Origin of the sequence: Pandoraea pulmonicola (assembly GCF_000815105.2) — a bacterium.
Lineage (GTDB): Bacteria > Pseudomonadota > Gammaproteobacteria > Burkholderiales > Burkholderiaceae > Pandoraea > Pandoraea pulmonicola.
The window spans coordinates 400,570-425,830 of sequence record NZ_CP010310.2; the positions used below are offsets into that span (position 1 = coordinate 400,570).

The window sequence follows — 25,261 nt, forward strand, 5'->3', positions numbered from 1 at the left end:
CTCTCCTTCATTTGCTCGAGACCCTGTTTCAGGGCTGCTGTCGCTTGTTGACATCGACAGCGTTGAGGGGGGCGAGTGTTTGCACACACGCAGGATGGAATCCCACGAGCAACGCCGACATCAGGCGCCGATGATCAAGTTATGAATTTTTTAAGAATCTCGAATTCGATGATGAATTTATGAAAAGTGGTGGCTATGGGGAAAATCGTTAATGAATGTACCTATTATTTGGCGTACGAAGTTTGTAACGATGAAACATAAATCAAAACATATCCCCATGTAGTCGTAAAACGAATCCATGAAAACAAAAGAGACAAACGAGAAGCGGCGTGCGCGGTGCGCGCTCAAGGGAGGAGGCCGCGCGGATGCCGGATTCCTGCGTGCCATGGTGCGAGCGCTCGTTCTGGCTCAGGTCATCGCGCCGCTGTCCTTGCGCGCGCAGGTCGTCGCGGCCCCAGGCAGCCATGCTCCCACCGTGGTGCAAACGGCCAACGGCATTGCCCAGGTCAACATCACCGCCCCGACGGCGGCTGGCGTATCGAAGAACGTCTATTCGCAGTTCGACGTGCCGCGCCAGGGCGTCATCCTCAACAACTCACCGACGGTCGTGAACACGCAGCAAGCGGGGTACGTCACCGGCAACCCCAACCTTGCGCGCGACCAGGCCGCTCGCGTCATTCTCAACCAGGTCAACAGCAACTCCCCGAGCCAGCTGCGCGGCTATCTCGAAGTGGCGGGCAAGGCGGCGCAGGTCGTGGTCGCCAACAGCGCGGGCATCATGGTCGATGGCGGAGGCTTCATCAACACCACCCGGGCCGTGCTGACCACGGGGACTCCCATCCTCGGGGCGGATGGCAGCCTCGCTGGCTACCAGGTCAACGGCGGGCGCCTGTCGATCCAGGGCGAGGGGCTGAACGCCGCCAACGTCGACCAAGTCGATCTCATTGCCCGCGCCGTGCAGGTCAATGCGGCGTTGCACGCCAAAAAGCTCAACGTGGTGACGGGCACGAACCGAGTCGATCACGAGAGCCTGGCGCTCGAGAAGCTGGCGAGTGATGGGACGACATCGGGGGCGACACCCGATGTCGCCATCGACGTGGGTCAACTGGGCGGCATGTATGCACAGCGCATTTTCCTGATCGGCACGGAAAACGGCGTGGGCGTATCCAACAAGGGCGTCATCGCCGCACAGGCCGGCGATCTGACGCTCACGACCGAAGGCAAGCTCGTCTCGAGCGGCACGACCGAGACGAGCGGCCATCTCGCGGTCACGGCGCGCGGCGGGATCGAAAACCGGGGCAGCGTGTATGCAGAGGGCGGCGCCGATTTGCGCACCGACGCGGCGCTGGAGAACCACGGCGTGTTGGGTGCGGCCGGCGATCTTGCCGCGAGGGCGGCGAGCGTCGCGTCCGACGGTACGTTGGGCGCGGGTATCGATGCGAATGGCCAGGCAACACTGGCGGGCAATCTGTCGGTCACGGCCACCGGCAAGGTCTCGGCAACGGGCAGCAATGTCGCCCGAGGCGATCTGAACATTGCGGGTGGCGCGGTGGACCTGAGCGGCAGCCGCACCGATGCGAGCGGCAGCCTCTCGCTCACTTCCACGGCGGCCGACGTCGACCTCCAAAAGGCCATTGCCACGGCGTCGAACGCGCTGAAGATCCAATCGGCGCAACATGTGCTCAACGCCGGGGGCTCACTCGGCGCCGACACGATTACGCTCGCCGCGAGGGGGAACATCGACAACCGCGACGCCCAGTCGGTGGCGACGACGCGACTCGATGTGAGCGGCACCGGCATCGACAACCAGGGCGGTCTGCTCCAATCGGGCGCGGCGCTCACGGTCAAGGGCGCGACGCTGGACAACACGGCAGGCCGTGTCGTCTCACTCGCCGGCGACGATGCGTCGGTCGATATGGCGGGGGAGCTGCGCAATGCGGGCGGCACCACGGCCCACGGCAAGACGGGCGGGGTGATTGGCGCGAACGGCGATCTTCGGGTGCATGCCGATTCGCTGGTCAATGCGTCGCAGATCGTGGCCGGCAAGGCGCTTGACGTTGCCGCGACCCAGTTGAACAACGCCGGCGGGGAAGTCATCGGGGGCGGCGACGTCACGCTCGGTGTGGACGGCACCCTCGACAATACCGGCGGACGCTTGTTCGGTGGGGCGTCGCTGGCCACGACGAAGGGGAGCACCCGGGTCGTCAACGCGAACGGCACGATCGAGAGCGCGGGCGACGTGGCGCTGCAGGTGGCGTCGCTCGATAACGCCGCGGGCGCGATCCGCTCGAATCAGGATGTGGGCGTGGGCGGCGCGATGAGCGGCGCGGGCGAGATGACGGCGGGACGCAACCTGACGGTGGCCGCGGTGGGCGACTACCAGAACTCGGCGACTAACCGTTTGCGTGCGGACGGTGTGCTCAAACTGAGCTCGACGGGACGCCTGACCAACGACGGTGCGCTCGATGCGCCCGGCACGCTCGACGTCCAGGCGGCAGAAATCGTCAACACGGCCAGTGGCGGTTTCAATGCCGCAACCACGCATTTGAGCGCGGGGGGACTGTTTTCCAACGCGGGCAGTATCGGTGGCGATACCGTGCGCCTCCAGGCGGGCCACTTCGTCAATACGAACGCCGTGTTGGGCAAGGACGTACAGGTCAACGCGAACGACATCGAAAACAATGGGGCGGCCGCCGTCATGGGCGGCGCGAAGCGGCTCGCGTTGTACGCGCCGAATTCGGTGTCGAACGTCGACGGTGCGTTGCTCTACAGCACCGGCGACATCGAGATTGCGCGCGACGGCACGCGCGATGGTTCGGGACTGCTCGCCAACCAGATGGCGACGCTGAACAACCGTTCGGCCAATATCATCGCGGACGGCAATCTGGACATCGCCGCGCACGTGGTGAACAACACGCGCACGAGCATCGTGACGCAACCCGGCACGCCGGAGAGCAGTACGAAGACCTACCGCCTGTACACCGCGGGGCTGACCATCGGGGACGAGACCCTGGGGCACACCAGCCTGACGTTCCCGGAGTGGAGGTGGGGGGCGGGCAGAGCGCCGGTGTCGTCGATGCTGCTCGAGCGTCTGGCCAAGCCGATCACCGTCGAGGTGCCGAAGTCCCAGGTGACGAACCTGGACGCGACATCCAAAACGTTCAGTTTGACCAAGCCGCTCGAAGAGTCGTACCAGGATGCCACGACGGCTGGCAGGGGCCCGTGCGACGACCACGGACAGTGCGCGTCGACCACGAAGACGCGCGAAGTGGGCAAGAACCCCACGCAGTACTACAACAACATCGTCGACAACGGCGCGACGTATCGCATCACGTTCTGGCCGGACTGGGATCCGAACACGATGATCCGCCCGGACCAGGCCATCTCTCGCGGCGATCTGGGCATCGATCAGCGCGACTACAACGAGATCGCGCGGCATATCACGACCACCCGCACACGCGACGAACTCGTCAGTGCGTCCCCGGAAGCCAAGTTGCAGGCGCAGGGGTCGATCCGGATCAATGCCGATGGGGGCGCCATCAACAACCAGTCGTCGACGATGACGGCCGGCCGCGATCTCATCCGGCGCGCGCAGGGCGGCACGATCAACGACACGGGCATCGTCTTGCAGGAGAAGGTCGCACAGACGCAGACGTCGACCTTCTACTGGCACCAGAAGTCGGGCGGCGACAGCGAGCAACTGGACGTGGCGTACCCGGTCACGCCGCTGCCGCCGGTGACGGTGGCCTCGCTGCCGGCCATTGCGCTGGGCGGGCAGTCGGTGCAGTCGTTCGGGCACGACATTACCGTGGCGAGCGTTGACCGATTCGGCAATACCGTGAACGGCGCGGGGCTCACCCAGACGCTCGGCTCGTCGGCGCAAGCCATTCCCGGCTTCACGCTGCCGCGCAACGGCCTGTTCCAGATCCACGCGGCGCCGGGCCAAACTTACCTGGTCGCGACGGACCCTCGTTTTACCGACTATGGGAAGTTCATTTCCAGCGATCACATGCTCGGCGAACTGGGGCTCGATCCGCAGAAGACGCAAAAGCGCCTGGGCGACGGCTTCTACGAGACGCAACTGGTGCGAGACCAGATCACGGGCCTGACCGGCAAGACGCTGCTGGCGGGCTATACCGATTACCTCGACGAGTATACGGCGCTGCTCAATAACGGGGTGGCGTACGGCAAGCAGTTCGGGCTGACGGTGGGCGTGGGCCTGTCGGATGCGCAGATGAAGCAGTTGACCACCGACATGGTGTGGCTGGTCTCGCAGGACGTGACGCTGCCGGACGGCTCGGTGCAGTCCGTGCTGGTGCCCAAGGTGTATCTGGCGCAAGCCAATCGGGTCGACCTGACGAATACCGGCGCGTTGGTGGGCGGCGGTAGCGTGAAGCTTGCCGCCACGGGGGAGGTCAAGAACAGCGGCCGGATCGTGAGCGACACGGCGACGACCATTCTTGGCGACGCGATCGTGAACCTCGGTGGTGTCGACAGCGGCGGTACGACGGCGCTCGCCGCCTCGGGCGACATTCGCAACACGGGCGGGCGCGTCGGTGGCAAGGACGTCGTGGTGCAGGCCGGCCGCGACCTGATCAACGAGTCGAGCACGCTGACGCAGACGGCGGGGACTGACAATGGAGGCAGTTTCAAGTCGTCGGCGTCGGCCACCGGTATCGGGTCGGTGGGCGTCATATCGGGCACGAACAGCGTGGCGGCCGTGGCCGGGCGCGACGTGACGCTCAACGCGGGCGCCATCGCCAGCGACGGGGCCGTGGTGGTGGCGGCCGGTCGTGACCTCAAGGCCAATACGGTGACGGTGGGGCAGTCGCAGACGGTCGGCACGACCGACGGCCAGAATGGCGGCAGCGATGTCGTCACGCAGCACGTGGGCAGCGCGATCTCCGCGGGTGGCAACCTGACGACCGTCTCCGGGCGCGATACCACGCTGACCGGTGCGACGCTGGCGGCCGGCGGCAATGCGACGGTGCTGGCGGGCAACGACGTGAGCGTCACCGCCGCCAAGGACTCGCATACGCACGACGAGCGCTCGTTTGGCGGCTCGCTGCAATATACGAAGTCGTCGCTCGACGAGGCGGTGCGCGGTTCGTCCGTCAGTGCGGGCGGCAATGTCCTGGTCGGCGCGGGGCAGACGGGTGCGGTCAATGGCGTGTTGGGCACCTATCAGGTCAGTCCGGTAACGGAGCCCACCGGCACGGGCAATCTGTCGGTGCTGGGCTCGTCGGTGTCGTCGCAAGGCACCGGCACGGTGGCGTTGGCCGCGACCGGCGATGTCAAGACCGGTGCGGTCAGCGAGATCCACGACAGCCGGAAGTGGCAGCACGACAGCAGTTCCGGTTTCCTGTCGAAGACGGAGGAGACGTCGGCCTCGAGCGCGCACCAGACGATTGCGGTGGGTTCCACGGTTTCCGGCAATGCGGTGGGGGTGGCGGCGGGACGCGATCTCGTCGTGAGCGGCTCGACCATCGCCGGTACGCAGGATGTGGCGTTGCAGGCCGGGCGAGATCTGCGCATCGACTCGGCACAGAACGAAAACGAAAGCAGTTCCTTTTACGAGAAGAAGCGCTCGGGCCTGGGGTCATCGGGGGGCGTGGGCATCTCGTATGGCAAGAACGAGCAGCGCGACTGGACGAACGACAGTGGCGTGACGCAGACGGGCAGCCTGGTGGGCAGCCTGAACGGTAACGTCAGCATGGTGGCGGGCAACGACCTGTCGGTGCGAGGCAGTGACATCGTGGCCAAAGGAGATGTGACCGGTATCGGGCAGAACGTCTCGATCGAATCGGCGCAGGAGCGGAACCACCACGATGAGACGCACGAGTTCAAGAGCTCGGGCTTTACGCTGGCGGTGAAGTCCCCGGTGATCGACGCGGTGCAGAACGTGACGAACCAGGCCAAGGCGGCGGCCGACTCGGGCGGCGATGCGCGGGTGTCGGCACTGCGCGGTTACGCGGCGGCCAGCGGGGCGTATGGGGCATACAACGAAGCCAATAAGGCGCTCGATGCGCTCAAGAGCACTGACCCGAAGGTGAAACCAGAGGCGAAGGTCGAGTTGAGCTGGGGCTCGTCGAGCAGCAAGTCGACGTCGTCGTTTGACGGCACGAACAACGTGGCGAGCAACATCAAGGCGGGCGGCACGGCGGCGTTCGTTGCAACGGGCGATGCGGCCTCCGGCCAGGGCAACGTGAACGTTGTCGGATCGAATGTCGACGCGAAGGACGTGCTGCTGCAAGCGACGAATCAGGTGAACCTGCGCAATAGCACGGACACGGAGTCGAGCCGTAGCGAGAACGAGTCGAAGAGCGGGAGTTTCGGGGTGTCGTTCGGCACGGGCGGGTTGGGCGTGTCGGCGTCGATGTCGCGGGCGAATGGCGATGCAAACTCGGATTCGGCCTTCCAGAACAATACGCACATCAACGCGGGCAATACGGCGGTGATCGTGAGCGGGGGTGACACGAACATCGTTGGGGCGAATGTGAACGCGGACAAGGTCATCGCCCGTGTGGGCGGGGATCTGAAGGTGGCGAGCGTACAGGACACGAGCGAGAGCGCCGCGCATCAGCAGAGTGTGGGCGGTGGCTTGAACTTGAGCATGGGCGGTGCGTCGGGGAGCTTCAGCACCTCGCATGGCAATGCGAGCGGCAGCTACGCGGGGGTGGCGGAGCAGTCGGGGATTCAGGCGGGATCGGGCGGGTTCGATGTGAACGTGGCGGGCAATACGGATCTGAAGGGGGCGTATATCGCGAGCACGGCCGATCCGTCGAAGAATCAACTGACGACGGGCACACTGACGTTCTCGGATATTCAAAATCACTCGGACTACAAGGCCAACAGCTTTGGTGTGGGCGGTGGCTTCTCGGTGGGCAGCGGCGGCGCGAATGAGCGCACGACGGGACCGTCGTCGGGGAAGAACGCCGGTGGCCTGTCACCGATGCTGCCGCAGTCGGAGAGCGGCAGTGAACGGGGGACAACGCGCAGCGGCGTGAGTGACGGGACGATTACGCTGACGAACGGTGCGAGCCAGACGCAGGACGTGGCGAGCCTGAACCGAGAGACGTCTAACCTGAACCAGACGGTGAACCAGACGCCCGATCTGCAGAAGACGCTCGATGGACAGTCGCGGTTGATGGGCGCGGCCACGGCAGCGGGTGAAGCGGTAGCGCGGGATATTGGGACGTATGCCGATAAGAAGGCGGCGGAAGCGAAGGATCTGGCAAAGAATACCAACGACCCGGCGCTGAAGGCGAAGTACCTGCAAGAGGCGAAGGACTGGTCCGAGGGAGGCGATTCGCGCGCGCTGATGCATACGGCGGGTGGCGCTATCGTGGCTGGGCTGGGCGGAGGCAATGCGCTGGGCGGCGCGTTAGGCGCTGGAGCGACATCGAAGCTGGGCGGGGTGCTCGATAACCTGAGCGACCAGATCAGGGATTCGCACCCGACGGGCAATGCCGACATGGATCAGGCGTTAGCCCAGATCGTGACGACGAGCGTTGGGACGGCGGTGGGTGCTGCTGCCGGCGGCTTGTCTGGAGCTTTCACCGGATTCAACACGGATCGGTTTAATCGACAGCTGCATCCGGATGAGCGGAAGTGGGCGAAGGACAATGCGAAGGACTTCGCGAAGTTCTACGAAGAAAAGACCGGCAAGGCACTCACTGCGGAGCAGGCGCAGAGTATGCTGCTGGCGAATGGTTATCGTTTGGTGGATGCGGCGGCAAGCAAGGGACCGGGAGGGGACGCAACAGCTGTGGCGTATATCAGTCAGAACGGTGGCAGGCTGTTCCATGCGACGGCGGAGGAGTACAACAATCCGTTCCTGTATGGAAATGCAGATCATTCGTTGACACCCGAACAGCGGGCATTGCCTGGAGCGATCGCCAATCCGAAGGCAGGACTGGTGATAGCAGGTGGTCTAGTGACGGTGGGTCTTGCGCCTGAACTGGTAGCAGGCGCGTCGGCGGGTACAGCGTATGGACAAGACTTGCTGGCTGCATACAAGGCTGCGCAGGCAGGGTACTCGCTGACAACGGCGGCCGCAACAGGCGCCGTAACGACCGGAGTAACGTACATCGGTGTGGCCGGAACTGGCGCGGCAGCGGATTCACTCTTTCATGGGGCTAATTTCAGTGATAGCTTCAACGACCGTTTCTCCGTTGCAGGACTCGCCGGCGCGTCCGTCTTTGGTGCGTATAGCAACATGTTCGCAACGTCGATGTTCGGATGGGCGGGAGTCCCAAATTCGATTGCAAACATAACAACTATTCCTGGCGTAGTGATTCGCGGGACGAATTTTGCTTTAGGTCAGACAGTAGGTAAAGCGATCCAGGCGGTCGTCAAATCAGGCGAGTCAAAGGACTGAGGAAATTCGAAGATGTCTGAAATTTTTAGCGGACTTATAGGCGGGCTGTTTGGTACGGTAATCGGCAAAGTTCTCGGGCGATTCCGTCCTTGGAAGGTATTTGTTGCAACACTTTCTTCGATTTACCTCTGTCTGTTGATAGTGGGGGCGGTGGGTGTTGGATACAAAAAAACCATCGCAACGTTGCCGCAATTTCTTACTCCATTTGCGATAGGTCTATTCGTTATGATATCGATGGGAGTTACTTTAATTGCCGTGCTCGGTCGGACTGCAATTAAGAATTCCAAAGATGAAAAGCCTAAAACCACTGAAACCGGTCCCTGACAGAACAATCACCGCGGCGGCGGAAGCCGCAAGCTATGGTGCGCTGAGGGACGGGGTCTGGTCGCAGATGATGTGACCGTAAATAGCTATGGGACGATTGGCCCCACGGCATACGCCTCGTGGATGATTAAGGCGAAAGGCAAATCCAGGCGCGCAGCACGCCAATGCTCACAGCGGGTGACACGGCGGCGTTCATTGCGACGGGCGATGCGGCCTCCGACAAGGGCAACGTGAACATCGTCGGGTCGAATGTCGACGCGAAGGACGTCCTTCTGCAGGCGACGAATCAGGTGAACCTGCGCCACAGCACGGACACGGAATCGAGCCGTAGCGAAAACGAGTCGAAGAGCGGGAGTTTCGGGGTGTCGTTCGGCACGGGCGGGTTGGGCGTGTCGGCGTCGATGTCGCGGGCGAATGGCGATGCAAACTCGGATTCGGCCTTCCAGAACAATACGCACATCAACGCGGGCAATACGGCGGTGATCGTGAGCGGGGGTGACACGAATATCGTGGGCGCGAACGTGAATGCCGATAAGGTCATCGCCCGCGTGGGCGGGGATCTGAAGGTGGCGAGCGTGCAGGACACGAGCGAGAGTGCGGCGCATCAGCAGAGTGTCGGCGGTGGCTTGAACTTGAGCATGGGCGGTGCGTCGGGGAGTTTCAGCACCTCGCATGGCAATGCGAGCGGCAGCTACGCGGGGGTGGCGGAGCAGTCGGGGATTCAGGCGGGATCGGGCGGGTTCGATGTGAACGTGGCGGGCAATACGGATCTGAAGGGGGCGTACATCGCGAGTACGGCCGATCCGTCGAAGAATCAGCTGACGACGGGCACGCTGACGTACTCGGATATTCAAAACCACTCGGACTACAAGGCCAATAGCTTTGGGGTGGGCGGTGGCTTCTCGGTGGGCAACGGCGGTGCGAATGAGCGCACGACGGGACCGTCGTCGGGGAAGAACACCGGAGGCCCGTCACCGATGCTGCCGCAGTCGGAGAGCGGCAGTGAACGGGGGACGACGCGCAGCGGGGTGAGTGACGGGGCGATTACGCTGACGAACGGTGCGAGTCAGACGCAGGATCTCGCGAGCTTGAATCGGGATACTCAGGATATGTCGAGCCTGAACCAGACGGTAAGTCGTACGCCGGACCTGCAGAAGACGCTCGATGGGCAGTCGCGGTTGATGGGCGCGGCGACGGCAGCGGGTGAAGCGGTAGCGCGGGATATTGGGACGTATGCCGATAAGAAGGCGGCGGAAGCGAAGGATCTGGCGAAGAATACCAACGATCCGGCGCTGAAGGCGAAATACGAACAGGAGGCGAAAGACTGGTCCGAAGGAGGCGATTCGCGTGCGCTGATGCACGCGGCGGGTGGTGCGATTGTGGCAGGGCTGGGAGGAGGCAATGCGCTGGGTGGGGCGTTGGGCGCCGGAGCGACATCGAAGCTGGGTGGCGTACTGAACCAGCTCAGCGAAGACATTCGAGATTCGCATCCGACGGGCAATGCCGACATGGATCAGGCGTTAGCCCAGATCGTGACAACGAGCGTTGGGACGGCGGTGGGCGCTGCTGCAGGGGGAACCTCCGGGGCCTTTACGGGCTACAACGTGGATCGCTTTAACCGGCAGTTGCATCCGGATGAGCGGAAGTGGGCGAAGGACCATGCGAAGGACTTCGCGAAGTTCTACGCAAAGAAGAACGAGTTGGAGATCACGAGCGAACAGGCCGAAAAAATGCTGCTGGCGAACGGATACATCAGGGTCGATGCCAAGGCCGCAAGTGGAGGGGCGGGGTACGACGCGACGGCAGCGCAGTACCTTACGGAAAACGCTGGCGGATTGTTCGTTAAAGATCAGTATTACAACAGTCCGTTCATGTTCGGGAACAAAGACGGGACGCCTACGCCGGAGCAACTGGCCTTGCCTGGGGCGGTTGCAAATCCGAAGGTGGGACTGGGTATCGCTGGTGGTCTTGTTACTGCGGGCCTTGCACCAGGAATAATTGCTGGCGGGACGGCAGGGGTATCGTATGCTCAAGATCTGTTTGCTGCCTATAAGGCTGCACAGGCAGGGTATTCGCTGACAACGGCGGCCGCAACGGGAGCAGCGGTTACAGGTTCAATCTATACGGGGGCGGCTGGGGCCGGCGCGCTTGTTGATCGGTATTTGAATGGTACTCCTTTAGGCGACGGATTTGACCAGCGCTTTTCCTTGGCTGGACTGGCTGCTTCATCGACCTTCGGTGCATATAATGGCATGTTCACTACCTCAATGTTCGGTTGGGCTGGCATTCCGAACTCGATCACAAACGTTGCAACAATTCCGGGCGCAGTAATTCGTGGCATTGGCCTTGCGCTGGGTCAAACGATCGGGCGTGCTGGGCAAGCGATTGCTACCTCCGGCGACTCCAAGAAACAGTAAAGGAGCAGCTATGTCAGGCGAGATCATAAGTGGGTTAGTTGGCGGATTGTTCGGGACACTCGTTGGCAAGGTGCTTGGAAGGTTTCGTCTCTGGAAAGTTTTCGTAGTTACGCTCGTGATTTTGTACGCCGGAGCATTTCTGATGGGAATTGTATTGGTCGGCTTTAAGAAGGCGTTGCCAATATTTTCCGAAATGCTTGCTCCGACTCCATTGTTTGTTTTTATCGGGTTATCTGTTAGTGCGACGTTTGTAGCCCACCTGGGGCGCAACGCAACCAAGAAGATGGGGGATAGCGAAGGTAATTAGGGGCGTTAGTGGGCGTCGATGTAGCCGCTGCATTTCGTGCACTCATACCTTCCTCCGAGTTGTAATACGGAAAGCTGAACAGCGTCGATGGATACTGGGTTATGGCCTTGGAAAGGCAGGTGAAGCAGGCGTGAATTCTTTAACGAAACCTAGTATCAACTCGTCAAACTGAGCTTCGACTGGAGTATGGGCCGATAGCGGATGGAATCTCTTCGCCCCAAACAATGCTGCTACGGCAGTTGGTACGGTCGGTGGCGGAACAGGCCAAGAGCTTGTCAATGGCATTTCTCAGAAAATGCAATCCTTGAATAGCGGGAAAAAATGATCTATCGCACCCTGCGCGTGCTTGGCTTCCTGCTTTTAATTTGGTAATTCCCACCCAAACCGGACCAGAGTTACCCTGATTCGACGATGAAACGATGTCCTGAGTGTTCTGCAAGCAGGCCCTACAAACTGTCCGATGGACGGCTCAAGTGCCGTGCCTGCGGCAAGCGATTCAGTTGGACCTCGGTGTGGGATTCGGTGCGTTTGAGCAGTCGCGAGAAGACCTGCTTGCTGGAGTTGTTTGTACTGGGCGTGCCGGTGTATCGGCAGCGTTTTGATCGGTCGGTCAGCGCCAAATCGCGCGAGCGTTTCTACCGGCTAGCCCCTGACTGACGGGTGGCCTTCAGGTTTATGAAGATGCCGGCGGTCATTTGATCGCCCGGCACGTGGGCATGTCTGAAGAGGATCTCGCGAATCGCTTGGCAACGTCGAACGTGTCCTCGGCTTCCACGTTTGCTGATCGCGCAACTGCGGAGACTGCTGTCTCCGCAGCAGTGAATTCGAACAAACCGGCGATTCAGAGCTATCTGTCGGGAAAGTCAAGCGGCTACTTGGCGATTGAGTACACGTCGCCAACACCGGTTGGTACCAGCCTCAATCGCGGTGCAACAAGCGCTACTTCGGTCAATAACGTCAGAGTCGTGATTACGAAGGATCCTACAATGTCAACAAGCTACAGAATTGTGACAGGGTACCCATACCAATGACGGCAAAATTCCCGACAGTTAAGAACATGTTTTCGGCGTACCTCAACCAAGACTTGATCTGGTGTTCGGTACGGCGGATGACGCGATTCGTGCATTCTTGGGACATAGCGGACAGGATGAAGTGTTGACAGCGAGGGATGAAGTGAAGGCGATTCTGGCGATGAGTCTGCCAGAGGGGGGAGTTGCAGAAACTCATTCTTGAAGATTTGGGTTCCTGCTATTACTACCCTGCGGAATGGTCGTCGGCCGAGCTCTGGTTGAAGCACGTGTTGCAGATGTTAGACGGATATGGCCGGCTCAGGCCGTGTTGATGATCCGGCGTAAGTCGCGATAGCAAAGGTACTGTTCCTAACCTTTCCGAGATTCTCGATGCGTAAACAACTGCTGATTCTGCTGTGTTGCCTCACCGGACCCGCTATGGCTGCGGTCAAGTGCGAAACGCAAAACCTGAACGGTCATAGCACCGACATCTGTGTGAATTCGGGCAAGTTCTCCCATGACTACTACACCCTTGTCGTCGACAAGAACGTCATGTTCACTCTTCCCGATGACTATGTCGAAGACATCGTTCTCACCCATCGAGTCCCCGAGGACGCCGCCATTGAATTCCCTGCGCCGAGCGGTACCGCGCCCGGGACGATCGTTAAAATCACTGGCGGTTGCGTGCCTGTCAGCGAGAAAAGATCCTTCGGCGGCAAGATGGTTGGCATAGAGGTTGCACGGGTCTGCTCGTTCAAATGGGGCGATGTCGACGTGCTGAAGGATGCCCGGCTGAAGTTCGAATAACGTGCCACGGTGCTCGCCCCCTTCGTCAAATTCAACGGGTACGACGCAGGGGGACCACGCTTTCCAACAGATCGCCGGCCGAGACGGTGGAATAGCTACTAGCCACGCAGCGGTTGATGTTGCATTTGCAAATACAACCGCTACCCAGTAGGTTCCCTGCAAATCCGACCGGCTTTCAAATACGTTGGACAGAACGCAACGGTGGTGGTCAATCCACAGAGCAACGTGGCGACCTCACGCGAACGCCAGCGCCTTCGTCAGATCGCCCGGCGGCATGGCGTCGCGCGCCGCGAAGGCGGCGTTGCGATGGGCGATGCCTTCGAGCGTCGGCAAGTCGTGCAGTCGCGTGATGAAGCGCAGGATCGACGTGGTGTCGTAGAACGTGTGATCGACGTTGCCGCGCTTGGCGAACGGCGAGACGACCAGTGCCGGAATGCGCGAGCCCGGACCCCAGCGATCGCCTTTCGGCGGCGCCACGTGATCCCACCAGCCGCCGTTCTCGTCATACGTGATCACGACCACCATGTTCTGCCACTGCGGCGACTTCATCAGGTACGTGAGCACGTTCACGGCGTGCTGGTCACCCGACTCCACATCCGAATAACCGGCGTGTTGATTCAGGTTGCCCTGCGGCTTGTAGAACGTGACGGCCGGGAGCTTGCCGGCAATCGCATCGGCAATGAATTTGTTCGAGATCGGGCTGTCGCCCTCGCCGCCGTCGCGCAGGTGCGCTTCGCGCGCCGCTGTGCCCGGAGCGAACTGGGCGAAGTAGTTGAACGGCTGATGGTGATACTGGAAGTTCGGCTTGTCCGCGCCACCCTTGTGATCGAGCGCCGATTGCCATGCCCCCGCGTACCACGCCCACGACACACCCTTGTTCGAGAGCAGATCGCCGATGGTGGCGTAGTTCTGCGGCGGCAGCGTCATCGGGCTCGAGGGATCGGCCAGACGCTTGTCGCCCGATGCGGCCGGCTTGATCGGCGAGGGTTGGTAGGCCGGCATCATCGTATTGACCGCGAAGCCGTCCGGCGTGATGGCGCCGTCGCGCACGAACTTCGGCTTGCCGTCGGCGGCCGAGGCGGGCGAGTCGGGAGCTACCGCCAGACGCACGCCCTGCGGGCCGTCGGCCAGCACCGCGATCTTGTCCTTGGCCGGACTTTGCTCGGCGTTCGGATAGGCCGGCGGGCGCGCCGTGACCAGGAACTGGTGGTTCAGGAACGAGCCGCCGAAAGCCGCCATGAAGAAGTTGTCGCACATGGTGTACTGCTGCGCGATCTGGTACATGCCGAGCGTCCTGGCGGTTTCGCCGTAGTAGCCCATCACGAGGCCGCCCGAGTCCGCCCACGCGGCGAACTGGTTGTTCGCGCCACCGTTGATCTGCATCTGGTTCTGCCAGAACAGGTGCCACAGATCGCGCGTGATGACCGACTCCGGCAGCAGCTTGCCTTCGGCGTCCTTGAGCATGAACGGCGCGTTCGGCTGACGCGCGATGTCCTTCTCCGTGATGTGGTACTTCTTGCCGCCGATCATCTGTGAGCGCGGCACCAGCCCGTCGAAGATGGGAGGCAGCAGCGACATCGGCGTCTTGCCGTCGCGGTCGAGCTGCGTGTAGACCGACGCGGGCACCTTCGAGAGCGGCTTCTCGACGCCGGGGAAATCGGCGAACAGATTGTTGAAGCTGCGGTTCTCGAGATAGATCACGACCACCGTCTTGATGTTGGCCTTGAGCTGGGCGTCGAACGTGCCGCCGGGGGCTACCGCCGTCGGTGCACCGGGCCCCTCCGCCGCGCAGCCGGACAGCGCGCTCGTGGCGCCGGCCGCGCCGGCCGCACCAATGGCGGCCAGGCCCTGCAACACGCGTCGACGCGACGGATCGGTCGGGTTGTCGTCCTGGGGGCCGGCATCGGCGTTGTGCGCGGGATCGTGAGGTTGGGATTTGGCGTCGTGCGTCATGATGTCCTTGTTGGGCGAGTCGGTGGGGCGAATCGAATGGTTCGGGCACTGAGGCGCAAGCATGCCCGCGGCCGGACGGCAAGGGGTGACGTACGAGCGGCGGCGTCACCGTGTTCGGGCGGGCGAGGCAGACGACGTTTTTACGCGGGGATTATGACAATTCGGTGACGCCGCCGCAACGTCATGCTGACGGTGGCGTTTGCGCGCCCGCGTAGCCCGAGTCTTCGAACAGTTCCGTGCGGAACTGCTCGACCAGATCGTCCAGGAGCGCGCGCAGGGCGCTGGGCATCTGCTTGCGCGAGATGTAGACGCCATAGGCCGTCATGTCGCGTGGCACGTAATCCGGCAACAGCGCGCGCAGGGTGCCCGCGCGCAGATGCGGCAGCGCCGAGTACACCGGCTGCATGGCGATGCCCGCGCCGGCGAGCGTCGCCGCCAGCACCACATTGGCCTCGTTGGCGGACAGATTGCCATCCACCGGCACGCCGAGCGGGACGCCGTCGTGCGTGAATTGCCAGAGGCTCTTGCTGAAGTAGGCGTACGTCAGACAGTTGTGCAGCGCGAGGTCTTCCGCGCGCCGCGGCGTGCCATGCCGCTGCAGGTACGAGGGCGCGGCACACACCACCGAGCGGCAAGTGGCCAGCCGGCGGGCAATGAGACCAGGCGAGGGTTCGGTCGTTACCCGGATGGCCAGGTCGATGCGCTCGTCGACAAGATCGACGGTGCGATCGGCCACCACGAGATCGATCGCCACGCCCGGATGCCGCTCGATGAAACGCGTGACGGCCGCGGCCAGGAACGCCTGCGCGAGCGATGTGCTGCATGCCACGCGCAGCAGGCCGCGCGGCGCGCTGTCGGCATGCGAGGCGCAGGCAAGGTCGTCGGCGATGCCGAGCATCTCTCGACAACGCGGCAGGGCGTCGGTGCCGGCGTCGGTCAGGCTCACCGCCCGTGTCGTGCGATGCAGCAGCCGCGTGCCGAGCCACGCTTCGAGCTCCGCCAGGTAGCGCGAGACCATCGCGCGCGACATGTCGAGTCGCTGCGCCGCAGCCGTGAGCGAGCCGCGATCGGCCACTTCGGTAAAGACTCGCATGGCTGTCAGACGGTCCATGATTTGCTCGAACGATGCAACAAAGTGATCGTCATTATGGGCTTTTTTTGAGCGATTGGCGCGACTAGGATGGCAGGTATGGAACGCGTCGCTGTTCGACGAGGCATCGCATGGGACCTACCGAAATGAATCACGCACGACTGCATTACATCGCCGATCCGCTGTGCGGCTGGTGCTACGCCGCAGCGCCGCTGGTAAAGGCGGCGCGCGACGTGGCGGGCCTCGACGTCGTCTTTCACGGCGGCGGCATGATGGCCGGCCCGAACGTGCAGCGCGTGACGCCGCAACTGCGCAATTACGTCATGCCGCACGATCATCGCATCGCCGCGCTCACCGGGCAGCCGTTCGGCGACGCCTACTTCGAAGGGCTGCTGCGCGACACCACGGCGGTCTTCGACTCGGCCCCGCCCACGGCGGCGGTGCTGGCCGCCGAAGCGCTGGCCGGACGCGGCCTCGACATGCTCGCCGCCGAACAGCACGCGCACTACGTGGCGGGTAAGCGCATCGCCGATCGCGACGTGCTCATCGCACTCGCGGCCGACCTAGGCTTTGATCGCGACGCGTTCACCAAGGCCTTCGACGCGCAGGACGTCACCGCCCTCATGCAGCATTTCCGCGATAGCCGCGCCTGGCTCGCCCGCGTGGGCGGCAGCGGCTTCCCGACGTTCGCACTGGAAATCGACGGCCAGGTGGAGCGGCTGGAGCCGGGACGTTATCTCGGCCAGCCCGACGCCTGGCGCGACGCATTGCGCGAGCGTTTGCTCGTCGCACAGGCCACGGCGTCCGCCGACGACAACGCCTCGACACTGCCGCAGTGCGGCCCCGACGGCTGCGCCATCTGAGCCGGCGTGGACGTCGCTCGCTGCAAGCATTCGAATCGAAACCCCCTCACTTCCAGGAGAATCCTGATGAAAGTCGCCTTGATTGGTATTACCGGCCGCGTCGGTACGCGTGTCGCAGAAGAATTGCTCTCGCGCGGCCATACGGTCACGGGCATTGCGCGCAATCCCGAGCGCGTCGAAGCCGAAAAGGGCCTGACCGTGGTCAAGGGCGACGCCGCCGATCCGGCTTCGCTCGCACCGCTGCTGGCAGGTCATGATGCCGTGATCAGCGCGGGCCGCTTCGTGTCGGTCGACGCCGCCAAGCTCATCGATGCGGTCAAGCGCGCTGGCGTGCCGCGCCTGCTCGTCGTGGGCGGCGCGGGCAGTCTGGAAATCGCGCCGGGCAAGGCGCTCATCGACACGCCGGAATTCCCCGAAGCGTACAAGGCCGAAGCCGGCGCCGGACGAGTGTTCCTGCAGGTGCTGCGTGCGGAGCCGAAGGACTCGCCGCTGAACTGGACGTTCCTCTCGCCTTCGGCCCTGTTCGAGCCGGGCGAGCGCACCGGCAAGTTCCGCATCGGTGGCGACGGCCTGCTCGTCGACCCCAACGGCAAGAGCTGGATCTCGATGGAGGACTACGCCATCGCACTCGTCGACGAACTGGAAAAGAACCAGCACCCGCGCGCGCGTTTCACGGTCGGGTATTGAGCGTCGGTTCGCAGCAGGACGGCATGCCGGTGCGAAAGCGCAGGGCATGCGCACACATGACAACGGCGGTTGCAGCACGCGACCGCCGTTGTTCTTCGTTCGTTGTCGTATGGTGCGTTGGGGAGGTGGTGAGACGCTGACGTACGGCTAGCGCGCTTTGCGGAACGTGAGATTGAATCGCACCGCGTCGGCGTCGAAGCTGCCTTCGACGCTCGCAATGCCGTGATGGACGAGCCGCGACTCGCCGCCCCACACCACGACGTCGCCCGGCTCCAGCCGGACTTTGCGTGTACGGTCGCCGCGCTGCAATCCGCCCCAGAGGAAGATCGCCGGCAATCCGAGCGAGACCGATACGATGGGCGCACCGAGCTCGCGTTCGTCGCGATCCTGATGCAGCGTGAGTCGCGCGTCGACCGTGTAGCGATTGATTAGGCAGGCGTCCGGCGCGAAGTCGGCGTAGCCGGCCGTTTGCGCCGCGTCGCGCGCGAGCCGCACGAACGACGCCGGCATGCGCGGCCATGGCTGCTTCGAGAGCGGGTCGTGCGTACCGTATCGATAGCCCATCCGGTCGCTGATCCAGCCCACGTCGCCGCAGTTCGTCATCGCCACGGACATGCGCTTGCCGCCGGGCGTCAGCCAGTGACGCAGCGGTGCTTGCGCGATCACCGCGTCGATGTCGGTCTGCAGCGCCGGCAGCCGCTCGCGTGCGAAGCCGCGCAGCACGAACGCGCCCGGGCCGAGCGTGTCGTGCGCCGCATCGCCGGGCGCGTGGCCGAAGAGATCCTGTGTCATGTCGCGTCGTGCAGGATCACGCCAAGCGTATGCCGATGGCCGCTGCGCACGCGACTCACCCCGTGCCGCATATTGACGCGATACACCCCGCGCGTGCCGTTGACCGGGCGATGATGCACGGCGAACACCACGGCATCCCCGCGCATGAGCGGCACCACCTCGGCGCGCGACTGCATGCGCGGGCGTTGCTCGGTGAGGACGAATTCGCCGCCGGTGAAATCCTCACCGGGCTGCGACAGCAGAATGGCCACCTGCAACGGGAAGACGTGATCCCCGTAAAGGTCCTGATGCAGACAATTGTAGCCGCCGGCCTCGTAGCGCAGCAGCAGTGGTGTGGGGCGGCGTTGCCCCGCCGCGTGGCACTGCGCGAGGTAGGCGCGATGCGTGGGCGGGTAACGCGCGTCGATGCCCATCGCCTCATGCCAGCGGTGCGCGATCTGGCGCAACGGTGCATAGAACGCCTCGCGCAACCCGGCGACAAGCGGCGGCAACGGATAGGCGAAGTACTGGTACTCGCCTTGGCCAAATCCGTGACGCGCCATTACGATGCGGCTGCGGAACAGCGCAGAGGTCGGCGTGGTGTCTGAATTGCCGGTAGACCCGTTCGCCCCGCCGTACATCTCGCGCAGCGCCGCGCATTCCTTCGCGTCGAGCAACGCGGGGATGCGGGCCGCACCGAAGCCGTTCAACTCGTCTTCGAGCGCAGCCCAGTCGAGCTTCCGTACACGTTCGCTCACGACTTCCCCTTGCCTTGCTCGCGTTGTTCGGCACGTTGTCGAGCGCTTGCGTCGATGCGCTCCTGCGAGAGCAACGCGCGCTTGCGCTCGACCCCCCACCGATAGCCCGAGAGCGCACCATCGTGGCGGACGATCCGGTGGCACGGGATCACGACCGCCAACTGGTTCGATGCGCACGCCTGCGCAACGGCTCGCACCGCCCGCGGCGCCCCGATCCGTTCGGCGATTTGCGCGTAGCTCGCCGTCTGGCCGGCCGGCACCTCGCGCAGCGCTTCCCACACGCGTTGCTGGAACGCCGTGCCGCGCACGTCGAGCGGCAACGACAGGCCGATGCGAGGCGATTCCACGAAGCCGACGACCTGCGCGACCCAGCGCTCGAACTCGGCGTCGGCGCCGACCAGCTCCGCCTGCGGAAAGCGATCCTGCAGATCGCGCACGAGCGCGTCCGGATCGTCGCCCAGCGCGATGGCGCACAACCCGCGCGGAGTCGCCGCGACCAGCAGCGCGCCGAGCGAGCACTGGGCGACGGCAAAGCGGATCGATTCGGCTTTGCCGCCCGCGCGAAAGGCGGTCGGCTTCATGCCGAGTACGGCGTCGGCGCTGGCGTAGAAGCGGCCGTTGGAATTGAAGCCGGCGTCATAGAGCGCGGACGTCACGCTCTGCGCGGCAGGCAGCGTTTCGCGCATGCGCTGCGCACGGCGCCCGTTGGCATACGCTCGCGGCGTCACCCCGGTCACGGCGCGAAAGAGCCGGTGGAAGTAGTGCGGGCTCAAGCCGGCTTCCGCGGCGAGGGTTTCCAGACGCGGCGGTTCGTCCGCCGTTTCGATGCGCCGGCATGCCGCCGTTACCAGCGCCGCGTGGCGCGCGTCGAGCGTTCCCTGATCGGGCTTGCAGCGCTTGCATGGGCGAAAGCCGGCGCGTTCGGCCGTCGCCGCGTCGGCATGGAACGCGACGTTTTCGCGTCGCGCCAGACGCGCGCCGCAGGACGGGCGACAGTACACGCCGGTCGTGCGCACGGAGTAGAAGAATTCGCCGTCCGCCTGCTTGTCTCGCGCGACAACGGCCGCCCAGCGGGCGTCATCGCTCGCGTAGCGCGCGTGCGCCGCGCGGTCGTTCGCCGGGGTGCGGCGTGCAGGGGATGCACCGGCGCTGCTGCCGGTGCGGGACGGGTGTTTGGCGGTCATTGGATTGGCATTCATCGCGACGTTCTCCCGAGGACTGATCACTTGCCTTCAGTGTAGGGAGCCGCTCGCGCGGGTACGCTCCGTTTCTTGCTATCGAATTCGATCAGACGCCTGGCGGCATGGTCGTGCCGAGTTTGGCGGCCAGGCTCATCACCATCACGAGCACCAGGGCCTCGACGCCGACCACGCGTGCGAAGGCCGACGAAGTGTCGACATCGAGCGCGAGGCGAGGCAGGAGACGCCAGCGATTCCACGCGCCGAGCATGGCCGCACATGCCACGAGGACCAGTTTCGTCGCCAGCCATGCCGTATAGGGCGCGCTCTGCGCGGCAAACCACAGCGACGGCGTTTCGCCGAGCGTGCGCCAGGCGTTGAAGCCGCCGGTCACGAGGGCGACGAGCATGGCCAGCGTCGCAATCGACGACAGGCGCTCGCCGTAGGCGGCGCGCGCGCCGACCGGCCAGTGACGCCAGCCCGGTATCACGCATCCGGCGACCAGCAGTGCGCCGGTCCATGATGCCGCCGCGGCGACGTGCAGCGAATGAATGCCGATGGCCAGCCACGGCATGGCGGCGTCCGCTGCATGCCCCGTGCCGGCGCGCGCGATGGCGAGCACCACGGCGCCCGCCGCATACACCATGCGCCCGCGGCGTTCCTGTCGGTGTTCGCGTCGATGATGCCGGTCGCGCGGATCGTCGGCGATGGGAGGCGCCGCGAGCAGTTGCCGTCTGGCGTCGTACCAGGCCCAGGCGCCGGCGCACAGCAGCAGCGCGCCCAGTCCGGCGACCCACTGCATCCGGCCGAAGTGCGATTGCGTGAGCACTTGCGACACGTCGGCGAACATGGCCGACGCGCTTTCCCAGTCGCCGCCGGTCATCGCCTCGGTGCTGGCGAGCACGTACGCGATCCAGGCGAGCACCGCCAGACCGGCCGCGAAACCGGGGAGCACGCGCCGGGTCAGGCCGCTGCGCACGGCGTGCGGGCTGCGCAGCAGCAGCACACCGAACGCGAGCGCCAAGGCGAGGTTGAGCAGGCCCGCGGTGGCGGGTTGCCACGTGCCGGCGGCCAGATCTGCCGACATCACTTCACGGTGAATTTGAAGTTGCCTTGCGTGCGATGGCCGTCGCTCGCCACGGCCACCCAGTTCACCTGGTAGTCGCCGGCGGCGAGCGCGGGCAGCGCCAGCGTGAGCGTCTTGCGTGCGGGGTCCAGTCCAGCCTTGGCTTGGGTGACGGCCTTGCCCTTCGCGTCGACCACGGTGAGTTTCGAGAAGGCGCCTTCGAGCGCCGAGTCAAACGTGACGCGCACCGATTTCGGCGCGTCGACGGTGGCCTGCGCGGCCGGCTCGCTCGACACCGCATGCGCATGCGCCCATGCGCCTTGCGACACGGCGACGAGGCTGACGGCGGCTGCGAGCGTGAGCCCCCGCACTGCACGACGCAATGTGCCGGAGGCGCAGGGGGCGGAGGAGAGGATCTTGATGGTACGCATGTCGTGTCCGGCTAGGGAGTCAGAAAGGCGGCGACGGAAGCGGGCCAGGCGCGTGCCACAGATGTCGTCATGGTGGCTCGTTTGTCCGCGCCGATGAGGTACGCGATCTGCGCCGCTCGCGCAGTATCGCAGACCTTGCCGACCGATGCAGCCGCTCGCCCATTCCGCTTTCCGTCTTCAAATACGCCGCGCGGGAATGCGTCGCGTGAGTGCCCGCGATGGCGTGATGACGCGATGGCGGCACGTCATCATTGCCCGCTTGAATTGCAACTGAGTTGCAAAAATGACCTGATCACCGTATCATCGCGCCATATTGCAACTGTGTTGCATTAAATGGGGCTTGTAGCCATGACACTTTCTCCTGCGGCGGCCGGCGGTGCGGACCGTCGGCTGCCCGTGACCGTATTGTCCGGTTTCCTCGGCGCGGGCAAGACCACGCTGCTCAATCATGTGCTGCGCAATCGCGACGGCCTGCGCGTGGCCGTGCTCGTCAACGACATGAGCGAAGTCAACATCGACGCCTCGTTCGTCGAGCGCGGCGCTGCCGCCGCGGGCGCAGCGCTCTCACGCACGGAAGAGCGTCTCGTCGAGATGAGCAACGGCTGCATCTGCTGCACGTTGCGCGAGGATCTGCTCATCGCCGTGCGCGAACTCGCGCAGGACGGTCGTTTCGACTATCTGCTCATCGAGTCGACGGGGATCGCCGAGCCGATGCCCGTGGCCGCGACGTTCGAGTTTCGCGACGAAGCCGGGCGGTCGCTGTCGGACGTCGCCCGGCTCGACACGATGGTGACGGTCGTCGATGCGCTGCATGTACTCGAGGACTTCAACGGTCTCGACACGCTCGCACAGCGCGGCGAAGTCGCGGGCGAGGAAGACGAGCGCCGTCTCGCCGAACTGCTCACCGAGCAGATCGAGTTTGCCGACGTGGTCGTCGTGAGCAAGGTGGATTGCGTCGATCTGGCGCGGCTGGAGGCCGTCAAGGCACTCATCACCGGTCTCAATCCGTCGGCGCGCATCGTGCTGGGCGAGCGTGGCGAGGTGCCGCTCACCGAAGTGCTTGGCACCGGACGCTTCGACCCGGAGCGCGCCGAGCGGATGGCGGGATGGGCGCAGGCGCTGGCAGGCGAACACGATTCCGAGGCCGATACCTACGGTGTGGCGAGCTTCGTGCTGCGTCGGCGCGAGCCGCTGCATCCGGCGCGCTTCGCGGCGTTCATGTCGAAGCCGTTCGACGGACTGATTCGCGCGAAGGGGTACGTCTGGTCGGCGAGTCGTCCGGCATGGGCGCTCGCGTACTCGCGCGCCGGCAACACGGCCACGCTCGAACCTGTCGGCCAATGGTGGGCCGCTGCCGACCCGGAGCTGTGGCCGCCCGAGGGCGACCCGCAACGCGCCGCGATCGAAGCGAACTGGGAAGCGCCGTGGGGCGATCGCATCAACGAGCTCGTATTCATTGGCCGTGACATGGATCGCGCCGCTATCGAGAAGGCGTTCGATGCGTGTCGGTTGAGTGCCGTCGAGCTCTCCCAGGGCGACGCCGCCTGGCGCGACGGCGAGCATGCCTTGCCACTGCAGATGGCGGACGACACGGCATGAGCCGTGGGCGGACGGGGGTGGCGTCCGGTACACGGACGAAGGCGGTCGAACGCATGGACGCGACCGGTCCGGCGCCGCAGCGGCGAGCACAATTCACACTCTCGCGCAGCTTCGTGTTCGAAGCGGCGCACACGCTGGCGCGCCGCGGCATCGATCCGCCAAGTATCGATGCGAGCCGCCGCATTCACGGTCACAGCTATCGGGCGACGATCGAAGTGACCGGCAGCCCGCAGGGCGCGACCGGCATGGTGCTCGACCTGGCGCGGCTCGATGCCGAACTCGCGCACGTGAGCGAGCGGCTCGATCACCGACTGCTCGACGACGTGGCGGGGCTCGGCCCGGCGACGTTGGAAAACCTCTGCGCGTTCATCTGGCGCTCGCTCGCGCCGCGCCTGTCGGGCCTGACGCGCGTGACGGTCAGCCGCGACGCACGCGGCGACGCCTGCTCGCTGACGATGCAAGCTACCTGATGGCGCAAAAAAAGCGGCCGGCACGAAATCGTACCGGCCGCGACGGCCTGCCTGGCGGCGCCGTCCAGCGTTGCGCCCGCCGCGCGCCCCCTCAGAAGTCAGGCGTCTCGACCGGGCGCAGATCGAACACGAGCACTTCGGCGTCGTTGCCCTTGGAGAGCGTGAGCGCGGTTTCTTCGCGCACCCGCACGCCGTCCCCCTCGCCGAGCGCCACTCCGTTCACGCTGACGCTGCCGCGTGCCACGTGCACATAGGCGTAGCGGTTCGGCGCGAGCGTGAGCGTGGCCGATTCATCGGCATCGAACAGGCCGGCGTACACCCGTGCATCCTGGTGGATGTGCAGCGAATTCTCGGCGCCATCCGGCGAGATGATCATGCGCAGACGTCCGCGCTTTTCTTCCGGCATGAAGCGCTGCTGTTGATACTCGGGCGAGATGCCGGCCTGGTTCGGCACGATCCAGATCTGCAGAAAGTGCACCGGCGACGTGCGCGAGTGGTTGAACTCGCTGTGCGCCACGCCCCGCCCTGCGCTCATCAACTGCACGTCGCCCGGCTCGATCACCGATCCTGTACCCATGGTGTCCTTGTGTTCGAGCGCACCTTCGAGCACGTACGAGAAGATCTCCATGTCGCGGTGCGGGTGCTTGCCGAAGCCCTGCCCGGGGGCGACGCGGTCGTCGTTGATCACGAGCAGATCGGAGAAGCCGACTTGCTTCGGATCGTAGTAGTTCGCGAACGAGAACGTGTGGCGCGAGCTGAGCCAGCCATGGTCGGCAACGCCTCGGTCCGCAGCTTTTCTGATGTCCAGCATGATGGGCTCCTGTGTCTTCATCGAATCGTTGGGAGGCGGTGACTGCCTCGATGAATGTCATTTTAGAGTCCTGAGAAATAACCACAATCCACCTGAAATGTGAATTATTGTCATCTGGGTCGTGACAATTGAGGCTTTGGACATGCGCATGTCCGCCGAGGTTGGGGGCGGAAGATTCCTAGTGCGTGGGGCCGGACTTCCGAAAGCGCACGAAGCGGTGCGCGTGGCGGCGTGCGATGTGCGAGACTACGAACCTTCTTTCGCCGGGCTGAACCGGTCCGGTCGCGCCCGCCGATGAGGCCGCCGGCATCGAGCTCGCGCCGCGAAGCCGTCCGAACG

At 64.2% G+C, this 25,261-nt stretch carries 17 protein-coding genes and 1 pseudogene; 10 read left to right on the forward strand and 8 right to left on the reverse strand.

Features of this window, described 5'->3' with window-relative positions; translation table 11 throughout:
• The first annotated feature begins 298 nt into the window (after positions 1–298).
• The 6 genes and pseudogenes from RO07_RS01735 to RO07_RS01755 all read left to right on the forward strand — a co-directional run bounded on the left by RO07_RS01735 (position 299) and on the right by RO07_RS01755 (position 13,245).
• Positions 299–8,380 carry a two-partner secretion domain-containing protein gene (locus RO07_RS01735; protein ID WP_084072393.1) on the forward strand — a complete coding sequence of 2,694 codons (8,082 nt, stop codon included), beginning with the start codon at positions 299–301 and terminating at the stop codon, positions 8,378–8,380.
• 12 nt (positions 8,381–8,392) lie between these two features.
• Positions 8,393–8,704 carry a hypothetical protein gene (locus RO07_RS25665; protein WP_147284572.1) on the forward strand — a complete coding sequence of 104 codons (312 nt, stop codon included), beginning with the start codon at positions 8,393–8,395 and terminating at the stop codon, positions 8,702–8,704.
• A 167-nt stretch (positions 8,705–8,871) separates the two neighbouring features.
• A pseudogene (locus RO07_RS01740) lies at positions 8,872–11,121 on the forward strand (hemagglutinin repeat-containing protein); the annotation flags it as partial.
• 10 nt (positions 11,122–11,131) lie between these two features.
• Positions 11,132–11,428, forward strand: coding sequence for a hypothetical protein (locus tag RO07_RS01745; RefSeq protein ID WP_039407543.1), 297 nt, complete (start codon positions 11,132–11,134; stop codon positions 11,426–11,428).
• Positions 11,429–12,144: 716 nt separating this feature from the next.
• Complete coding sequence (locus tag RO07_RS26840; protein ID WP_160118081.1) at positions 12,145–12,459, forward strand: RNase A-like domain-containing protein; 315 nt, start codon at positions 12,145–12,147, stop codon at positions 12,457–12,459.
• A 369-nt stretch (positions 12,460–12,828) separates the two neighbouring features.
• On the forward strand, positions 12,829–13,245 hold the full coding sequence (locus tag RO07_RS01755) for a hypothetical protein (protein ID WP_039407546.1): 417 nt from the start codon (positions 12,829–12,831) through the stop codon (positions 13,243–13,245).
• Between the two features lie 234 nt (positions 13,246–13,479).
• Here RO07_RS01755 and RO07_RS01760 read toward each other — a convergent pair whose 3' ends face one another.
• Entirely contained in the window at positions 13,480–15,198 is a 1,719-nt protein-coding gene (locus RO07_RS01760) for an acid phosphatase (protein ID WP_039413909.1), read from the reverse strand.
• 181 nt (positions 15,199–15,379) lie between these two features.
• The gene (locus RO07_RS01765) at positions 15,380–16,309 is read right to left on the reverse strand and encodes a LysR family transcriptional regulator (protein WP_039407549.1); all 930 of its coding nucleotides are present in this window, start codon (positions 16,307–16,309) and stop codon (positions 15,380–15,382) included.
• 110 nt (positions 16,310–16,419) lie between these two features.
• Between RO07_RS01765 and RO07_RS01770 the strand changes: the two genes are divergently transcribed.
• Both RO07_RS01770 and RO07_RS01775 read left to right on the forward strand, forming a co-directional pair.
• Positions 16,420–17,151 carry a DsbA family protein gene (locus tag RO07_RS01770; RefSeq protein ID WP_269466451.1) on the forward strand — a complete coding sequence of 244 codons (732 nt, stop codon included), beginning with the start codon at positions 16,420–16,422 and terminating at the stop codon, positions 17,149–17,151.
• Between the two features lie 66 nt (positions 17,152–17,217).
• Entirely contained in the window at positions 17,218–17,838 is a 621-nt protein-coding gene (locus tag RO07_RS01775) for an NAD(P)-dependent oxidoreductase (protein WP_039407553.1), read from the forward strand.
• 147 nt (positions 17,839–17,985) lie between these two features.
• Here the strand turns inward: RO07_RS01775 and alkB are convergent, their stop codons facing one another.
• The 5 genes from alkB to copC form a co-directional block, all read right to left on the reverse strand.
• Positions 17,986–18,630, reverse strand: a complete 645-nt coding sequence (gene alkB / locus RO07_RS01780) for a DNA oxidative demethylase AlkB (RefSeq protein ID WP_039407556.1) — start codon at positions 18,628–18,630, stop codon at positions 17,986–17,988.
• Positions 18,627–19,466 carry a 2OG-Fe(II) oxygenase gene (locus tag RO07_RS01785; protein WP_084072394.1) on the reverse strand — a complete coding sequence of 280 codons (840 nt, stop codon included), beginning with the start codon at positions 19,464–19,466 and terminating at the stop codon, positions 18,627–18,629. The genes alkB and RO07_RS01785 overlap by 4 nt, the downstream gene beginning before the upstream one ends.
• Entirely contained in the window at positions 19,364–20,551 is a 1,188-nt protein-coding gene (ada, locus tag RO07_RS01790; protein ID WP_052267500.1) for a bifunctional DNA-binding transcriptional regulator/O6-methylguanine-DNA methyltransferase Ada, read from the reverse strand. Before ada ends, RO07_RS01785 begins: the two co-directional genes overlap by 103 nt.
• A 103-nt stretch (positions 20,552–20,654) precedes the next feature.
• A complete protein-coding gene (locus RO07_RS01795) occupies positions 20,655–21,632 on the reverse strand; it encodes a copper resistance D family protein (protein ID WP_039407559.1) in 978 nt (325 codons plus the stop codon).
• Positions 21,632–22,042: a copper homeostasis periplasmic binding protein CopC gene (copC, locus tag RO07_RS01800; RefSeq protein WP_084072395.1), complete on the reverse strand. Its 411-nt coding sequence runs from the start codon at positions 22,040–22,042 to the stop codon at positions 21,632–21,634. The genes RO07_RS01795 and copC overlap by 1 nt, the downstream gene beginning before the upstream one ends.
• Positions 22,043–22,390: 348 nt before the next feature.
• Here copC and RO07_RS01805 point away from each other — a divergent pair, with 348 nt between their 5' ends.
• Complete coding sequence (locus RO07_RS01805) at positions 22,391–23,641, forward strand: GTP-binding protein (protein WP_039407560.1); 1,251 nt, start codon at positions 22,391–22,393, stop codon at positions 23,639–23,641.
• Positions 23,638–24,111, forward strand: coding sequence for a 6-carboxytetrahydropterin synthase (locus RO07_RS01810; protein ID WP_335645804.1), 474 nt, complete (start codon positions 23,638–23,640; stop codon positions 24,109–24,111). Before RO07_RS01805 ends, RO07_RS01810 begins: the two co-directional genes overlap by 4 nt.
• Before the next feature lie 91 nt (positions 24,112–24,202).
• On the opposite strand, the gene RO07_RS01815 is transcribed toward RO07_RS01810, so the two are convergent.
• Positions 24,203–24,922 carry a pirin family protein gene (locus RO07_RS01815; RefSeq protein ID WP_039407562.1) on the reverse strand — a complete coding sequence of 240 codons (720 nt, stop codon included), beginning with the start codon at positions 24,920–24,922 and terminating at the stop codon, positions 24,203–24,205.
• Between the last annotated feature and the right edge of the window lie 339 nt (positions 24,923–25,261).

What these genes read in the sequence shown, in the direction of transcription:
- copC (WP_084072395.1), bottom strand. Translation starts at nt 22,042, where the DNA reads ATGCGTACCATCAAGATCCTCTCCTCCGCCCCCTGCGCCTCCGGCACA.
- RO07_RS01805 (WP_039407560.1), top strand. Translation starts at nt 22,391, where the DNA reads ATGACACTTTCTCCTGCGGCGGCCGGCGGTGCGGACCGTCGGCTGCCC.
- RO07_RS01795 (WP_039407559.1), bottom strand. Translation starts at nt 21,632, where the DNA reads ATGTCGGCAGATCTGGCCGCCGGCACGTGGCAACCCGCCACCGCGGGC.
- RO07_RS01815 (WP_039407562.1), bottom strand. Translation starts at nt 24,922, where the DNA reads ATGCTGGACATCAGAAAAGCTGCGGACCGAGGCGTTGCCGACCATGGC.
- alkB (WP_039407556.1), bottom strand. Translation starts at nt 18,630, where the DNA reads ATGACACAGGATCTCTTCGGCCACGCGCCCGGCGATGCGGCGCACGAC.
- RO07_RS01755 (WP_039407546.1), top strand. Translation starts at nt 12,829, where the DNA reads ATGCGTAAACAACTGCTGATTCTGCTGTGTTGCCTCACCGGACCCGCT.
- RO07_RS01735 (WP_084072393.1), top strand. Translation starts at nt 299, where the DNA reads ATGAAAACAAAAGAGACAAACGAGAAGCGGCGTGCGCGGTGCGCGCTC.
- RO07_RS01745 (WP_039407543.1), top strand. Translation starts at nt 11,132, where the DNA reads ATGTCAGGCGAGATCATAAGTGGGTTAGTTGGCGGATTGTTCGGGACA.
- ada (WP_052267500.1), bottom strand. Translation starts at nt 20,551, where the DNA reads ATGACCGCCAAACACCCGTCCCGCACCGGCAGCAGCGCCGGTGCATCC.
- RO07_RS26840 (WP_160118081.1), top strand. Translation starts at nt 12,145, where the DNA reads ATGTCTGAAGAGGATCTCGCGAATCGCTTGGCAACGTCGAACGTGTCC.
- RO07_RS01810 (WP_335645804.1), top strand. Translation starts at nt 23,638, where the DNA reads ATGAGCCGTGGGCGGACGGGGGTGGCGTCCGGTACACGGACGAAGGCG.
- RO07_RS01775 (WP_039407553.1), top strand. Translation starts at nt 17,218, where the DNA reads ATGAAAGTCGCCTTGATTGGTATTACCGGCCGCGTCGGTACGCGTGTC.
- RO07_RS01770 (WP_269466451.1), top strand. Translation starts at nt 16,420, where the DNA reads ATGGGACCTACCGAAATGAATCACGCACGACTGCATTACATCGCCGAT.
- RO07_RS01765 (WP_039407549.1), bottom strand. Translation starts at nt 16,309, where the DNA reads ATGGACCGTCTGACAGCCATGCGAGTCTTTACCGAAGTGGCCGATCGC.
- RO07_RS01760 (WP_039413909.1), bottom strand. Translation starts at nt 15,198, where the DNA reads ATGACGCACGACGCCAAATCCCAACCTCACGATCCCGCGCACAACGCC.
- RO07_RS25665 (WP_147284572.1), top strand. Translation starts at nt 8,393, where the DNA reads ATGTCTGAAATTTTTAGCGGACTTATAGGCGGGCTGTTTGGTACGGTA.